Annotated in this window: 14 protein-coding genes; 11 read left to right on the forward strand and 3 right to left on the reverse strand. The window is 62.1% G+C overall.

Going from position 1 to position 14567, the window contains the following annotated elements; genetic code table 11:
* Nucleotides 1–67: 67 nt before the first annotated feature.
* Nucleotides 68–985 (reverse strand): hypothetical protein, encoded by a 918-nt coding sequence (locus tag LB565_RS26475; RefSeq protein ID WP_224589050.1) that lies wholly within the window; start codon nt 983–985, stop codon nt 68–70.
* 734 nt (nt 986–1719) lie between these two features.
* Here LB565_RS26475 and LB565_RS26480 point away from each other — a divergent pair.
* From LB565_RS26480 to LB565_RS26495, 4 genes are all read left to right on the forward strand, one after another.
* A complete protein-coding gene (locus LB565_RS26480; RefSeq protein WP_224589051.1) occupies nt 1720–1959 on the forward strand; it encodes a hypothetical protein in 240 nt (79 codons plus the stop codon).
* A 265-nt stretch (nt 1960–2224) separates the two neighbouring features.
* Nucleotides 2225–2806 (forward strand): VOC family protein, encoded by a 582-nt coding sequence (locus tag LB565_RS26485; RefSeq protein ID WP_224589052.1) that lies wholly within the window; start codon nt 2225–2227, stop codon nt 2804–2806.
* A 22-nt stretch (nt 2807–2828) separates the two neighbouring features.
* Complete coding sequence (locus LB565_RS26490; protein WP_224589053.1) at nt 2829–3746, forward strand: glutathione S-transferase family protein; 918 nt, start codon at nt 2829–2831, stop codon at nt 3744–3746.
* 290 nt (nt 3747–4036) lie between these two features.
* Entirely contained in the window at nt 4037–4399 is a 363-nt protein-coding gene (locus LB565_RS26495) for a hypothetical protein (RefSeq protein ID WP_411970695.1), read from the forward strand.
* 87 nt (nt 4400–4486) lie between these two features.
* On the opposite strand, the gene LB565_RS26500 is transcribed toward LB565_RS26495, so the two are convergent.
* Both LB565_RS26500 and LB565_RS26505 read right to left on the reverse strand, forming a co-directional pair.
* The gene (locus LB565_RS26500; protein WP_224589055.1) at nt 4487–4702 is read right to left on the reverse strand and encodes a hypothetical protein; all 216 of its coding nucleotides are present in this window, start codon (nt 4700–4702) and stop codon (nt 4487–4489) included.
* A 183-nt stretch (nt 4703–4885) separates the two neighbouring features.
* Nucleotides 4886–5230 carry a hypothetical protein gene (locus LB565_RS26505; RefSeq protein ID WP_224589056.1) on the reverse strand — a complete coding sequence of 115 codons (345 nt, stop codon included), beginning with the start codon at nt 5228–5230 and terminating at the stop codon, nt 4886–4888.
* A 214-nt stretch (nt 5231–5444) separates the two neighbouring features.
* Here LB565_RS26505 and LB565_RS26510 point away from each other — a divergent pair, with 214 nt between their 5' ends.
* From LB565_RS26510 to phoB, 7 genes are all read left to right on the forward strand, one after another.
* Entirely contained in the window at nt 5445–8801 is a 3357-nt protein-coding gene (locus LB565_RS26510; protein WP_224589057.1) for a response regulator, read from the forward strand.
* 490 nt (nt 8802–9291) lie between these two features.
* Nucleotides 9292–10350, forward strand: coding sequence for a phosphate ABC transporter substrate-binding protein PstS (gene pstS / locus LB565_RS26515; protein WP_224589058.1), 1059 nt, complete (start codon nt 9292–9294; stop codon nt 10348–10350).
* A 64-nt stretch (nt 10351–10414) separates the two neighbouring features.
* Nucleotides 10415–11401, forward strand: a complete 987-nt coding sequence (gene pstC / locus LB565_RS26520) for a phosphate ABC transporter permease subunit PstC (RefSeq protein ID WP_224589059.1) — start codon at nt 10415–10417, stop codon at nt 11399–11401.
* Between the two features lie 3 nt (nt 11402–11404).
* Complete coding sequence (gene pstA, locus LB565_RS26525; protein ID WP_224589060.1) at nt 11405–12256, forward strand: phosphate ABC transporter permease PstA; 852 nt, start codon at nt 11405–11407, stop codon at nt 12254–12256.
* On the forward strand, nt 12253–13056 hold the full coding sequence (gene pstB, locus LB565_RS26530; RefSeq protein ID WP_224589061.1) for a phosphate ABC transporter ATP-binding protein PstB: 804 nt from the start codon (nt 12253–12255) through the stop codon (nt 13054–13056). The genes pstA and pstB overlap by 4 nt, the downstream gene beginning before the upstream one ends.
* Before the next feature lie 20 nt (nt 13057–13076).
* A complete protein-coding gene (gene phoU, locus LB565_RS26535; protein WP_224589062.1) occupies nt 13077–13784 on the forward strand; it encodes a phosphate signaling complex protein PhoU in 708 nt (235 codons plus the stop codon).
* A 16-nt stretch (nt 13785–13800) separates the two neighbouring features.
* Nucleotides 13801–14490: a phosphate regulon transcriptional regulator PhoB gene (phoB, locus tag LB565_RS26540; protein WP_010911896.1), complete on the forward strand. Its 690-nt coding sequence runs from the start codon at nt 13801–13803 to the stop codon at nt 14488–14490.
* Nucleotides 14491–14567 lie beyond the last annotated feature (77 nt).

The following is a 14567-nucleotide window of genomic DNA, read 5'->3' on the forward strand; positions in this document are numbered from 1 at the left end:
TTAGCGCGAAAAACATGCGTGCCGCCCCCTATATGTAAGGGGCGGCGCCACTGCGGCGGCCACGATCTCAAGCAGATTTTGAGAAGAACATTTCACAAAGCTTTATGAAGATAGGCGGCACACCAAACAACCAGCCGAGAAACTTGAATGTCTTCTGTTCGTACATTCGAGCGAGCAAAAAAGAGGCTACGTGTTTCATGGCATTATGAAAGATTGCCATAGAAAGTATGAATATTGCGCACGCCAAATGGACGACTACTGGCAATACAGCACATAGCATGGAGACTATGGAAACAGAATAAGTCGTGTATTTATTTGCAGTATATAGCTCCACTCTGATCGATTTTATGATAATAGTAGGATCGGAGACGATATGCGCGATCGCCAGAAACGGCTGATATAGCCCAAGCCATCTGTTCGGTTCGGTTTGACCGAGATAAACAGCTTCAAGGTACTCTCTTGTGAATTCAAGGTTTACCGACAGGGCTGCAACCAGTGCGGCCACAACGACGATGTCGACGGCTGTGAGAAAAAAATAGTACAGGCCGTTCTTGAGGCGAGCACCCAGAGACAGTAACGCAACTGCAACAGCCATAGAGATGGTTGCAATTATCATGCTGGGAATAAAGAATCCCATCACCACGAAAATGGGGTAGCCTACGAGAGAAACGGTCAGCGGGTCGCTAAATGGTATGAAAAAATATGGGACTAACGAAATGGCCGTCGCATATCCAGAATAAAACGCGACGTTGACGTAAAATCTCGGACGGCTGACTTTGGCTCCAAACACGAACTCCAACCACGAGAAGGCTACATCGCGTTCGATCCTAGCGAAATTCCAGAAAGTAATCTTGCGAACGCGGTCTGAGAGCGCATTCACTTTTTCGTCTAGATGGTCCTGCGAACTTTTTGGCAGCAGAAAGACGCAGCTAGTTGCAGCCAGTCCTAACACCATCGAAGTCGCTAATAGGTTGTTCAGATCCACGCTATGATCCCGGCATCAATGCGTCGTGGCCAGTGCTACGACGGCGAGGAGGTAAGATACGGCGATCATAATGTAGGCGATCTGGAGAGTAGTCATCTAGCGCGAATCCTTGTTGAGAGATGACTTCTTAAATACTCGGCTTTCGGTCAGGTTTGGGAGAGGGTTCCAAAAAAGTGAACGTTCGCGATTCGCACTGCTATCGCGCGGGGCCTGCGCCGCTGACGTGGAGCGTACCGACGTAGGTCGCTAGGCGAAAGCAGTGGCCTGTAGCGCGAAAGCATGCGGGCCGCCCCAAGTGTGCGGGCAGCGCAATGATAGCCGTGTGGGGCGGCCTAGTGGGAGGAGTACAGGGCCATGACGGCAATGAGGTAGGAGAGGGCAATCAGCAGGTAGGCAATCTGGAGAGAGGTCATCTAGGGCGAATCCCGTGTTGAAGATGACCCCCTATATACACCGCCGTTCCTCGCGAATTTCTACCTTTCTGCAACAGTATCTCCAAACGTGCGTTCATTCACGCTTTTCACAGAAAAGATTGTTTCTTCCACAGGGAGTGACCCTTGACGGCTTTTTCGCTTGTCTCGAACCGGACAACTGCCAGTCGCTCGACCACATAGGAACATCGTCCTATATCTGTCTTCGTCCAAACAAGGACGGATCAGACAGGAGGACAGCAATGTCCAAGTCCAAGAGCAAGACCGAAGCCGCTAAGCCCGCCACCAAGGACGGTTGAGTCGATGCTGCGCGAGGGCGGCGCCAGCGTCCAGCAGATCGCTGAGAAGCTCTCAATCAGCCAGCAGGCCGCTTACTCGTTGATTGGCGACGTGAAGCGCGGCGGTGTCGCCGTTAACGGTGCCCTCAAGGACGGCGCGATGCACTACAGCGTGGGCGAAGCCAAGAAGCCCAAGGCAAAGGCCGCGACTGCGTTCGGTAAAAGCGCTAGCGTCAGTGCCGAGCCTTCGGCAGGCGACCAGTGAAGTAACCAGCAGAGGGGGCGGGACGCTTGTCGCACCACGCCGCTCCCTCTTCGCCTTCCACGAACCGTGCTACGATGGTGTCGACACGGCGGGAACAGGGGTTCGATCCCCCTGGGCGTACCAAGCAACTCTCCTGTAGACCGAAGACCAATCCCTGCTGGGTCCAATCTGGCGTTCGCGCCTTCGTCCGTTCTGGCGCAGCGCTTGCAGTTGCTTTAGCATTCTCTGCACAAAGCCTGCCGCAAGTGCGGGCGGGAGGAGTCCAATGCGGAAGCTGCAGTCGCAAGGCGTTCATCACATCACGCTCGTCGGCGCCGGGCGTCAGACCTCGATCGACTTCTGGGAGGGCGTGCTTGGCATGCCTTTCATCTTCGAGCAGCCCAATCTCGACAAGGCGAGCGAAAGCCATCTCTACTTCGATCCCGGCGACGGGCGGCTGATCACCGTCTTCACCGACGAGAGCCGCACCCCGGTCAAGCGGCGGACACCGACCGATATCGGCTGCGTCCACCACATCGCGTTCTCGGTGTCGCGGGTCACATTCCTGCAAGCGGTCGCGCGGCTCGACGAGCGCGGCATCAAGCACAGCGGCGTCAAGGACCGCGGCTTCATGGACTCGATCTATTTCGAGGATCCGCTGGGACTTTTGATCGAGCTTGCTTCCTACCGCTTCGAGCCGCCGGCCGGCTTCACCCATGCCGACGTGCTGATGGAAGCGCACAAGATCCGTGTGGCGCGCGGCGACTACAATATCGCCGAACTGCATCTGGCCGATGCCATCCAGGCGCTGGTCGAGCGGTCACGCGAAACATTGTCCGAAAGCAGGACGCCGAAAAATCCTTATTAACCAGGTCAGAGGGAGGACCGACATGGCAAAGGCTGCAACGAAGAGCGCGAAGAAACCCGCGGCCAAGGCCGCGGCAAAAACGGCCGCGAAGCTGAATGCGAAAGCCGCGCCGAAAGCGACAGCAAAAGCTGCGCCTAAAGCGACAGCAAAAGCCGCGACGGCAAAGGCTGCGCCTGCGACGGCAAAAGCCGCGCCTAAAGCGACGGCAAAGGCCGCGCCCAAGGCCAAAGCGAAGCCGGCCAGGAAGCCCGGCGTAAAGCTCAGCATGCTGCGGCCAAGCGTCAACAACATGACGGTCCGGGTGTTCGCGCGCGCAGCGGGACTCGATCATGCGGAGACCGATGCCTGGGGCCTTACGCGTTCGCCCGAATTCCTGGCGCGCAATCCGGCGCATCTGACGCCGATGATCGAGGACAAGGGCCTGCCGCGCGGCGTGCTGTGGGAAAGCTGCGCCATCATGCAATATCTCGCCAACAAGCACGGGCTGGATAAGTTCTATCCGAAGGCGCCGGCCAAGCGGGCGATGATCGACAGCGCCATGTTCTACCTTGTCGGCACGCTTTATCCCTATGTCGCGCGCGCGACCTATCCGGCGCTCGGCTTTCCGCAATATGCCGGCGAGGTCGGCCACAGCGACGCCCATCCCGACACGAAATCGGAAGCGCAGAAGGCGGCAATGGCCGCGATCGCCGAGCCGCTCGAGGTGTTTCACTCCTTCTTCCGCGACGGCAAACCGTTCATCGGCGGCAACAACCCGTCGATCGCCGATATAAGGCTGGCGGCAACGCTCGAATTCCTGGCGGTCATCGACTACGCGCTGCCCAGTTGGGCGAAGGAATACATGGCGGCCATGGAGAAGAAGCTCGGCAAGGCCTATTCGGAGCCGGCCGGCGACGTGCGCGGCTACATCGCGCATGTGAGATCGCAGGCCAGGGCCTAACAGCCGGCTCACGTTAAGGTTTCATTTACCCAACGCCTGTCTACTGGTCACAGTCCTCGCCGCGACCACGGATGTACTGGCGCGAAGCGGAGGCGAAGGGAAAGGTCGGCCCAGCGCCGGCCTTTTGCTTTTCCGGCGGTTGTATCGCCTCCCATCGGCAATCACGACATACGACTTATCCGGTGCCAGACCGGTTGAAATCCTATTGTCATCGGCGTGATTGATCCTACCATTACCTTGGTCGACAGGTGCGAGCCGGGCAAAAAGCGATGAGGACTGCGATGAAAAGAATGGTGAAACTTTCCGCGGTCGCGAGCGCGCTCCTGGCGAGCGCCGCCATCACGGCCGAAGCCGCGCCGCTCAACGGTATGAACGAGGTTGGCGCCGCCCTGCTCGCCTGCTGGACGCCGCCGGCCAATTCCGACAATTCCTCAGTCACGCTCAGCTTCAGCTTCAAACGCGACGGCACGCTGATCGGACCGCCGAAAACAACTGCTATCCATGTCAGCGGCGACGACAAGGCGCGTACGGCGTATATCGACGCTGCGACCAAGGCCCTGAACGATTGTCTACCGCTCAGCCTTTCTCCCTCGCTGGCGCAAGGCATCGCTGGAAACGTTTTCACGCTGCAGTTCAACTCGCCGAAGAAGTAAGCGGCAGGCCTGACTATTTGTTTTGAGGCAATTCCGGAGGGAAGGCCACGGCGAAGGCGCCGAGTCGCAGTTTTCCTGGAATTGCTTTCAGGTCAAACCGCGCCTGACCTGGGCGTGCTTTTCCAGTTCCGGCATCTCGAAGACATAGTCGCTCCAGGCGGAGTCCGGGATCTGCCCGGCCAGGTAACAATCCAGCAGAAGGCTCTGTTCGGGGGTTAGGGGTCGCAGCGCGTGCTCATGGTCCAGCCCAAGCGAATGGATCAGGTTCCTGGTCAGGCCAGAGACGGTGAAGTGAAAGGACATCTTCGATCTCCCTCTGCGCTGCGCGGATCGCATCAGAGCCAACAACGTCCGGCGCCGGCCAAGGTTTCATCAGCGATGCGTGATCGCGCCGCGGGTTCGCCGCGACCTCCCTGGGCCAGTCAGGTTGTCTTCTCCATCCGGGCAATGGATCAGTCGCCCTAGACCGGCGGATCGAGGGCAAGGTTACTCGCAGACGACGCGGTAGCGCTTGCCGCTTTCGCCGACATTCCTGCAGGTGAGGGGGGTCTGCTCGCCGGAAGACTGATCAGGCAGATCCTGGTTGTAGGAAGGCCTCGCCGGAGCGGACCTGGAATGGCGCCGCACAGCGGGGCTCTGCGGCAGGCCCTGTGGCGGGCTCGGAGGCAAGGGAAACACGTCCGACGCGATCTGCCGCGATGCGGTCGTTCCCGGCGGCGCCTTGTCCCAGACCCGCCTGACGTCCATCCGGCTCGGAACGATCACCGTGCCATCGTCGCTGCGCGCGCAGCCACCCGCCGCAAGCAGCGCCGGGCACAGGACAAAAGCCATGATTCGACCAAACATTAGCAACACCTCAGGCACCTTATAATGCTTCGTTGCCGTGATCGCCAACGGGCGGATTAACGCAGCCGGCGCCAGGGTCGGAATCTGCCTCAACGGCACCGGGCGGCAGGCGTTGCAATCATTATGGTTAGCGGATCGTTAATGCTTGTCGGGCACATTCCGCCGACGAGCGGGCACGGTTCGGCCCTTGGGGGTAGGAATGGCGGATACGAACGGAACTGTCGAGGCGGACAGCGCGCGGGATTCGAGCAAGGCGGATATGCGTGGCACCGGCGCCTTTCTCGGCGACGTCCACAATATGGCCGGGACCTCGGAGGCGCTCGCCAATCTGAGCCTGATGGTCGATTCGATGCCGATCGGCGTCATCGTTCTCGATGCCGAATTGCGGGCGGAGGTGGTCAACCGGGCATTCTATGACTTCTGGCAGATCGACCCGCGGCGCGCTCCGGCCGGCAGCCGCTTTCGCGACCTCATGGAAGCCAGCCGTGACGCCGACCCGTTCGGCGACGAGGAACAGGCTTGGCAAAGCCAGGTGGCCGAACGGGAGGCCGAAATCCGGGCTGGCGCCGCAGGCTGCAGGCAATTGTCACGCAAGGACGGCCGCACGCTGATCGCCTCGCTGGCGCCTCTTCCCGGCGGGAAAAAGCTGATCTCCTATGTCGACATCACCGACATGAAACGGCGCGAGACCGAGGCGGAGGACGCGCGCAAGAACCTCGCCACCGTGCTGGAATCGCTGCCGGCGGGCGTCATCATCTACGATCGCGACGACCGCTTCGTCTTCGCCAACCGCAAGCTGCAGGATTCGCTGCCGGCGCTGAAGCCGGCCTGGCAGCCGGGCCGCACGTTCCGCGAGGCATTGGCTCTCGGCCATTCGGTCGGCTACTTCCGCTCGAGCGGCGACACCGAAATCGACGGCCTGCATGGCGTCGACACCGAGCGCTGGCTCGACGCCATGCTCGAGCGCTACCGTTTGCCGAGCTCGACCTACGAACGCCTCAACGCCGACGGACGCTGGTACCAGGTCTATGACATGCGCACCGACGACGGCACATTCATCGGCGTGCGCGTCGATATCACCGACATAAAGGCGCGCGAGAAGGCGTTGCGCGATTCCATGCGCCAGATCGACCTCTACCGACATGTCATGGACGAGCTGCCCGTGGCCGCCTTCATCAAGGCCGACGACCTCAGCATAGAATTCGTCAACAAGGCCTGGTGCGCGCTGACCGGCCTCGCGAAGGACGAGGTCTTCGGCAAGACCGATCGCGAGCTTTTCGCGACGGAAGAGGCGGATGGCTTCAGCAATGACGACGCCGAAGTCGTGACGACCGGTGTGGGGCGCGAGGTCGAGGAGGCCGTCACCCACCGCGACGGCACGGTGCGGCAGCTGATGACGCGCAAGAGCCGGCTGGTGGCGATCGACGGCTCCGTGCATCTGGTCGGCTCCAGCACCGACATCACCGACGTCAAGGCGCGCGAACAGGCGCTCAAGGCAAGCATGAGCGAGAACGAGGTGTTCCGCAGCCTCATCGACAATGTGCCGGTGTCGATCTACGCCAAGCGCTCGGACCTCAGGCAATTCTACGTCAACAAGGGCTGGTGCGATCTCACCGGCTTCAGCAGGGAAGAAGCGGTCGGCAGGACCGACGTCGAGATCTTCGGCGCTGACGGCGAAGCTTTCGTCGCCGGCGACCTTGCCGTGCTGCGCACCGGGGAAACGCAGGAGATCGAGGAGACGGTGACGATGCCGGACGGCACCGTCAGGCACCAGTTCGCGCGCAAGGGCGCGATGATCGCCTCGGACGGCTCGCTCTACCTCATCGGCTCCACCACCGACATCACCGAGCTCAAGCAGCGCGAGGCCGAGCTGAGCGAAGCACGCCGGCGCGCCGTGCTCGCCGACCGGGCCAAATCGGAATTCCTCGCCAATATGAGTCACGAGATCCGCACGCCGATGAACGGGGTTCTTGGCATGGCAGAGCTGCTGGCGAAGTCGGACCTCGATCCGAAGCAGAAGACATTCACCGACATCATCGTCAAATCCGGCAACGCGCTGCTCACCATCATCAACGACATCCTCGACTTCTCTAAGATCGACGCCGGTCAGCTGGTGCTCGACCCGGCGCCCTTCAATCTCGCCGAGGCGATCGAGGATGTGGCGACGCTGGTATCGACGCGCGCCAAGGAGAAGGACCTCGAGCTCATCGTCCGCATCCAGCCGGGGCTCGACGGCCAATTCGTCGGCGATGTCGGCCGCGTCAGGCAGATCGTCACCAACCTGCTCGGCAACGCGGTGAAGTTTACCGACAAGGGCCATGTGCTGGTCGACGTCACGGGCGAGCGGGTTCCGGCGGGAACAAGGCTCACCATTTCGGTCACCGACACCGGCATCGGCATTCCGGAAGAGAAACTGAAGCTGGTGTTCGAAAAATTCAGCCAAGTCGACACGTCCTCGACCAGGCGGCACGAAGGCACCGGACTTGGCCTTGCCATCACCTCGCGGCTGGTCGAGATGATGGGCGGCGAGATCGGCGTCGACAGTGCCGAGGGCAAGGGCTCGACCTTCTGGTTCACGGTCACGCTGCCCAGGGCCGAGCAGGGCGGACAGCGCATCTTGCCGGTCGACGTCACCGGCGCGCGCGTGCTCATCGTCGACGACAACGCCGTCAACCGCTCGATCCTGAGCGAGCAGATGGCGTCGTGGACGTTCGATTCCTGTGCGGCCGAAAGCGGCGCCGAGGGGTTGAAGGTGCTGATTGCCGCCGCAGCCTATGGCGTGCCGGTCGACTGCGTGGTGCTCGACTACCAGATGCCCGGCATGACCGGCGCCGAGATGGCGCGCATCGTGCGCAGCACGGCGGGCCTGGCGCATACGCCCATCATCATGCTGACCTCGGTCGACCAGTCGCTTGCCAATACCACCTATCGCGACCTCGGAATCGATGCGCAGCTTATCAAGCCGGCGCGCTCTTCCATTCTCCTGGAAACGCTGGTTGCGACCATCCAGCGCCATCGCCACAGCAGCGCTGCGGCGCAACCCGCCGCAGCCAGCAGCCCCCCGCAAGCCGCGCCGGCCCAGGCAGCGGCATCGGACCGCGCCATGCTGCAGCCGCCGCCGGTGCGGGCGCGTCCACGCCCAGCCGAGGCGGAGCGCGGGCTCGACATCCTCGTCGCGGAGGACAATGAGGTGAACCAGATGGTGTTCACCCAGATCCTCGGCGAGACCGGTTACCGCTTCGAGATCGTCGGCAACGGCCGCAAGGCGCTCGACGCCTTCGGCAGGCTCAATCCGCGCATGATCCTGATGGATGTCTCGATGCCGGAAATGAACGGGCTGGAGGCGACGGGCGCCATCCGCCGGCTCGAGGAGGACATGGGCACGCATGTGCCGATCGTCGGTGTCACCGCGCATGCGCTGAAGGGCGACCGAGAACGCTGCCTGGAAGCCGGGATGGACGATTACCTGCCGAAGCCGATCAGTCCGCGGGCGCTGCTCGAAAAGCTCGAGCGCTGGCTGGGATCGGACGTCGAGACCCGGCGCAACGCCGGCTAGAACGAATTTGGCGGACAGGACTGCGGCAAGAGGCTGACGCGCCGTATGGCGCGATCGCACCATACCAAAGCAAACGCCAAGCTCGGACAATGTTGGCATTGATTCCGCTCTTCGGTTACGGGCGGGAGCAGCGACCGCCAACAAGAAACAGCGTCGACTCTACCCCAACGGACCTGTTTTCGGCGATGGCCAAGCCATGATCCGCTCTGGTGCTCAGGCAACGCGCTCTCGTCCGGATTTTATTTCCCGGCGGCCGCGATCCGGCCGCCGGGATAAATTTTGTTTCAAAAGCCAGACAAGTCGCTGATTTCCACGGCAAACTCCGGCCGGTCCCTCAGGGCCGCCGCCGACCTCTCCGGATATCCCCTTTTCAGGCGTTACCGGGCTGACACGAAACTGTCATGCGACTGTAATAATCGAGGGCTATTGCGCTCACGGGCGCCGATAGAACGGGTGCCGAAAGACCATCTTCCGAACAGGAGCAGGCCACATGAGACATTTCATCCGCTCGGCGGCCGTTGCGATTGCAATGGCTGCGGCATCAACCCTTAGCATGGCCGCCGCGATGGCAGCCGACATTTCCGGCGCCGGCGCCACCTTCCCCTATCCGATCTACGCCAAGTGGGCCGATGCCTACAAAAAGGAAACCGGCATCGGTCTCAACTATCAGTCGATCGGCTCCGGCGGCGGCATCAAGCAGATCAAGGCCAAGACCGTGACCTTCGGCGCTTCGGACGCGCCGCTTAAGGGCGACGATCTCAAGTCGACCGGCCTCGCGCAGTTCCCGATGGTGATGGGCGGCATCGTTCCGGTCGTCAACCTCGAAGGCGTCAAGCCGGGCGAGCTGGTTCTGGACGGCCCGACGCTGGCCGACATCTTCGCCGGCAAGATCACCAACTGGAACGACGCGGCAATCAAGAAGCTCAACCCGAAGATCAAGCTGCCCGACCAGGCGATCGCGGTCGTGCACCGTTCGGACGGCTCGGGCACCACGTTCAACTTCAGCTACTACCTGGCTGACGTCAGCGCCGACTGGAAGTCGAAGGTCGGTGTCAACACCGCGCTCGAATGGCCGGTGGGCATCGGCGCCAAGGGCAATGAAGGCGTCGCCAACAACGTCTCGCAGACCAGCGGCGCGATCGGCTATGTCGAATACGCCTATGCCAAGCAGAACAAGCTCACCTATGCCGACATGGTGAACAAGGACGGCAAGAAGGTCGAGCCGACCGCGAAGGCGTTCTCGGCCGCCGCGGCCAATGCCGACTGGAGCTCGCAGCCGGGCTACGGCGTCATCCTGGCCAACCAGGCGGGCGCCGACTCCTGGCCGATGACCTCCGCCACCTGGATTCTCGTCTACCAGAAGCCCGACGATGCGGCAGCCACGGCCGAAGCGCTCAAGTTCTTCGCCTGGTCCTATGCCAAGGGCGACAAGATGGCTGCTGAACTTGACTACGTTCCGATGCCCGACAAAGTCGTGAAGAGCGTCGAGGAGATGTGGGGCAAAGACATCGTCGACGCGAACGGCAAGCCGGTCTACTCCGGCATGTAATTCCAGCCGAATAAGGAGGGCGTCCTTGGCGCCCTCCTGTCTCTTTCGAAATGCGAGGGGCTAAATGACGGCCGTTTCCGAAGCTGCGACATCATCCGCCATGCGGACCAGGGAAGCGACAGTGCGCCGCTTCGCCCTCACCGACATGGTCTTCCGGACGGCCACGCGCCTTTCCGCCATCCTCGTGCTGGTTCTCCTCGGCGGCGTGGCGATCTCGCTGATCGCCGGTTCGTGGGAGGCGCTGTCGAAATTCGGCTTCTCCTTCCTGACCACCGAATCCTGGAACCCGGTCACCGAGAATTTCGGCGCGCTTGCGCCCATCTACGGCACCATCGTCACCTCGGCCATCGCCATACTCATCGCCGTGCCGATCGGCATCGGCATCGCCATCTTCCTGACCGAGCTTTGCCCGCGCCCGCTCAGGCGGCCGATCGGCATCGCGGTCGAGCTGCTCGCCGGCATTCCCTCGATCATCTACGGCATCTGGGGCCTGTTCGTCTTCGCGCCGTTCCTGCAGACGACTGTGCAGCCCTTCATCATCAGTCTTTTCCACGGCATACCGGGGCTCTCCAGCCTGTTTGCGGGTCCGCCCTACGGCATCGGCCTGCTGACCTCGTCGCTGATCCTCGCCATCATGGTGCTGCCCTTCATCACCTCGATCACCAAGGACGTGTTCGACACGGTGCCGGCGGTGCTGAAGGAATCGGCTTACGGCATCGGCTGCACGACCTGGGAAGTGACCCGGCGCGTGACCATTCCCTACACCCGCGTCGGCATCATGGGCGGCGTTATGCTCGGCCTCGGCCGCGCGCTCGGCGAGACGATGGCCGTCACCTTCGTCATCGGCAACGCCCACCGCATCAGCGCCTCGCTGTTTGCGCCGGGCACGACGATCTCGGCGACCATCGCCAACGAATTCACCGAAGCCGATGGCAACCTCTACACATCCTCGCTGGTATCGCTCGGCCTGATCCTCTTCATCATCACCTTCATCATCCTCGCGCTCGCACGCTACATGCTGTTGCGCATCGATAGCCGCACGGGAGCCTGACCGATGTCGACGGCCCAATCGCTTCACCAAAGCCGCAAACGCAAGAATGCCGTGATGATGACGCTGTGCGTGACCGCAGCGGGCATCGGCCTGGCCTGGCTGGCGCTGATCCTCGGCGCCCTGCTCTACAAAGGGCTTTCCGGGGTGTCGCCGGCCGTGTTCACGGAAATGACGCCGCCCCCCGGCGATGCCGGCGGCCTGCTCAACGCCATCTACGGCAGCATCATCATGACGATCATCGGTATCGTCGTCGGCACGCCGATCGGCGTGCTGGCCGGCACCTACATGGCCGAATACGGGCGCTTCTCACGCCTTACGACGATCGTGCGCTTCATCAACGATATCCTCCTGTCGGCGCCGTCGATCATCATCGGCCTGTTCGTCTATGAGCTGCTGGTGCGGCCGATGGGGCACTTCTCGGCAATCGCCGGCGCCGTCGCCTTGTCGATCCTGGTGATCCCCGTCGTGGTGCGCACCACCGAGGACATGCTGAACCTCGTGCCCAACGCGCTGCGCGAGGCCGGCACCGCCATCGGCGCGCCGCGCTGGGTGGTGATCCGCTCCGTCGCCTACCGCGCGGCGTTGTCCGGCATCGTCACCGGCATCCTTTTGGCGATCGCCCGCATATCCGGCGAGACGGCGCCGCTTCTCTTCACCGCGCTCAACAACCAGTTCTGGTCGAGCAATCTCAATGCCCCGATGGCCAGCCTGCCGGTGACCATCTTCCAGTTCGCTCTCAGCCCTTACGAGGAATGGCAGCAGCTGGCCTGGACGGGCGCACTCATAATCACCCTGACGGTTCTCGGGTTGAGCATCATCGCCCGCAGCCTAACCGGACGCAGAGAGGACAGATGAAACCGATGTTGTCCGCCGACCTGAACGCACCCGAGACGACCGTCGAGAAGGCCAAGATCGAGGTCAAGAACCTCAATTTCTACTATGGCCAGTCGAAAGCGCTGAAGGACATCAACCTGTCGCTGCCCGAGCGCAGCGTGACGGCCTTCATCGGCCCGTCGGGCTGCGGGAAGTCGACGCTGCTGCGCGTGCTCAATCGCATCTACGAGCTCTATCCGAAGCAGAGCGCCGAGGGCCAGGTGCTGCTCGACGGCAAGAACATCCTCGACCGCTCGCAGGACCTTAACCTGCTCAGGACCAAGATCGGCATGGTGTTCCAGAAGCCGACGCCGTTCCCGATGTCGATCTACGAAAATATCGCCTTCGGCGTCAGGCTCTATGAGAAGATCAGCAAGGCCGAGATGGACAGCCGCGTCGAGCAGGCGCTGAAGCGCGCGGCACTCTGGAACGAGGTCAAGGACAAGCTCAATGCCAGCGGCCTCAGCCTCTCGGGCGGCCAGCAGCAGCGGTTGTGCATCGCCCGCACCGTGGCGGTCAAACCCGAGGTCATCCTGCTCGACGAGCCGGCCTCGGCGCTGGATCCGCTGTCGACGGCCAAGATCGAGGAGCTGATCGACGAATTGCAGGCCGACTACACGATCGTCATCGTCACCCACAACATGCAGCAGGCGGCGCGCGTGTCGCGGCAGACGGCGTTCATGTATCTGGGCGAGCTGGTGGAGTTCGACCGGACCGAGAAGATCTTCACCTCGCCCCGCGAGAAGCGCACGCAGGACTACATCACCGGCCGCTTCGGCTGAGCTCATACGAGGACATCATCATGGCCGAACATACCGTCGCTTCCTTCGACGAGGATCTGAGGCAGATCAGCCGGCTCATCAACGACATGGGCGACCTTGCCGCCTCCATGGTCGGCGCGTCGACCAGGGCGCTGCTCGAGACCGACAATGCGCTGGCGCAGCGCGTCGTCTCCGACGACGCCATCATGGATGCGCGTCAGCGCGAACTCGACGACCGCGCCATTACGCTGATCGCCAAGCGCCAGCCGATGGCCGATGATCTTCGCAACGTGGTCGGCTCGATCCGTATGGCGGGTGATCTCGAACGCATCGGCGATCTCGCCAAGAACATCGCCAAGCGCGTCGGCTCGGTCGGTGTCAGTACTGCGCCACGCGACCTCACGCATTCGATCGATTCCATGGCGCAGATGGTGCTGATCCAGGTCCAGGCCGTGATCCAGGAATATACGGTGGGCGACGCCACGGCGCTGGCCAAGCTTCGCAACGACGACGAGCGCATCGACGTCAAATACACATCCGTCTTCCGCGAGCTGTTGACCTACATGATGGAAGACCCGCGCAATATCACCGCTTGCACACATCTTCTGTTCTGCGCCAAGAATCTCGAACGCATCGGCGACCATGTGACCAACATCGCCGAGAACGCCTATTATGTGCTGACCGGCACGCAATTGCCCGCCAACCGTCCGAAGCAGGACGAGACGGCAATGTCGGCGCCGGCGGCCTGACAGGGGTAACTGCCAGATGATCGCGCCGCGCATCATGGTGGTGGAGGACGAGGAGCCGCTGGGGGTGCTGCTCCGCTACAATCTCGAATCCGAGGGTTACCAGGTCGAAGTGGTGACCCGCGGCGACGAGGCCGAAATCCGCCTTCAGGAAAACGTTCCCGACCTGCTCGTGCTCGACTGGATGGTGCCGGCGGTTTCCGGCATCGAGCTCTGCCGGCGTCTCAGAATGCGGCCCGAGACCGAGCGGCTGCCGATCATCATGCTGACGGCGCGCGGAGAAGAAAGCGACCGCGTGCGCGGCCTCTCGACCGGCGCCGACGATTATCTGGTCAAGCCGTTCTCGACGCCGGAGTTCATGGCGCGCGTCAAGGCGCTGCTGCGCCGCGCCAAGCCGGAGGTGCTGTCCAGCGTGCTCAAAGTCGGCGACATCGTGCTCGACCGCGAGTCGCACCGCGTCTACCGCAAGAAGAGCGAGATCAGGCTCGGCCCGACCGAGTTCCGCCTGCTCGAATTCATGATGCGCCACCCCGGCCGCGTGTTCTCGCGCAGCCAGCTGCTCGATAATGTCTGGGGCGAGACGATCTATATCGACGAGCGCACCGTGGACGTCCATGTCGGCCGCCTGCGCAAGGCCGTCAACAACGGCCGCATGCCGGACGTCATCCGCACCATCCGCGGGGCGGGTTACGCGATCAGGGAAGATTAGACTAGAGCGGGATGAGTTTGGCTTGAATCGAAGGGATTCCCAAGGGTCTGCAAATCAGATTCAAGATGCTGGCTGGG

Source organism: Mesorhizobium sp. CA14, from assembly GCF_020165195.1.
In the GTDB taxonomy this organism is placed as follows: domain Bacteria; phylum Pseudomonadota; class Alphaproteobacteria; order Rhizobiales; family Rhizobiaceae; genus Mesorhizobium.

What these genes read in the sequence shown, in the direction of transcription:
- LB565_RS26480 (WP_224589051.1), top strand. Translation starts at nt 1,720, where the DNA reads ATGCTGCGCGAGGGCGGCGCCAGCGTCCAGCAGATCGCTGAGAAGCTC.
- LB565_RS26485 (WP_224589052.1), top strand. Translation starts at nt 2,225, where the DNA reads ATGCGGAAGCTGCAGTCGCAAGGCGTTCATCACATCACGCTCGTCGGC.
- LB565_RS26490 (WP_224589053.1), top strand. Translation starts at nt 2,829, where the DNA reads ATGGCAAAGGCTGCAACGAAGAGCGCGAAGAAACCCGCGGCCAAGGCC.
- LB565_RS26495 (WP_411970695.1), top strand. Translation starts at nt 4,037, where the DNA reads ATGGTGAAACTTTCCGCGGTCGCGAGCGCGCTCCTGGCGAGCGCCGCC.
- LB565_RS26500 (WP_224589055.1), bottom strand. Translation starts at nt 4,702, where the DNA reads ATGTCCTTTCACTTCACCGTCTCTGGCCTGACCAGGAACCTGATCCAT.
- LB565_RS26505 (WP_224589056.1), bottom strand. Translation starts at nt 5,230, where the DNA reads ATGGCTTTTGTCCTGTGCCCGGCGCTGCTTGCGGCGGGTGGCTGCGCG.
- LB565_RS26510 (WP_224589057.1), top strand. Translation starts at nt 5,445, where the DNA reads ATGGCGGATACGAACGGAACTGTCGAGGCGGACAGCGCGCGGGATTCG.
- pstS (WP_224589058.1), top strand. Translation starts at nt 9,292, where the DNA reads ATGAGACATTTCATCCGCTCGGCGGCCGTTGCGATTGCAATGGCTGCG.
- pstC (WP_224589059.1), top strand. Translation starts at nt 10,415, where the DNA reads ATGACGGCCGTTTCCGAAGCTGCGACATCATCCGCCATGCGGACCAGG.
- pstA (WP_224589060.1), top strand. Translation starts at nt 11,405, where the DNA reads ATGTCGACGGCCCAATCGCTTCACCAAAGCCGCAAACGCAAGAATGCC.
- pstB (WP_224589061.1), top strand. Translation starts at nt 12,253, where the DNA reads ATGAAACCGATGTTGTCCGCCGACCTGAACGCACCCGAGACGACCGTC.
- phoU (WP_224589062.1), top strand. Translation starts at nt 13,077, where the DNA reads ATGGCCGAACATACCGTCGCTTCCTTCGACGAGGATCTGAGGCAGATC.
- phoB (WP_010911896.1), top strand. Translation starts at nt 13,801, where the DNA reads ATGATCGCGCCGCGCATCATGGTGGTGGAGGACGAGGAGCCGCTGGGG.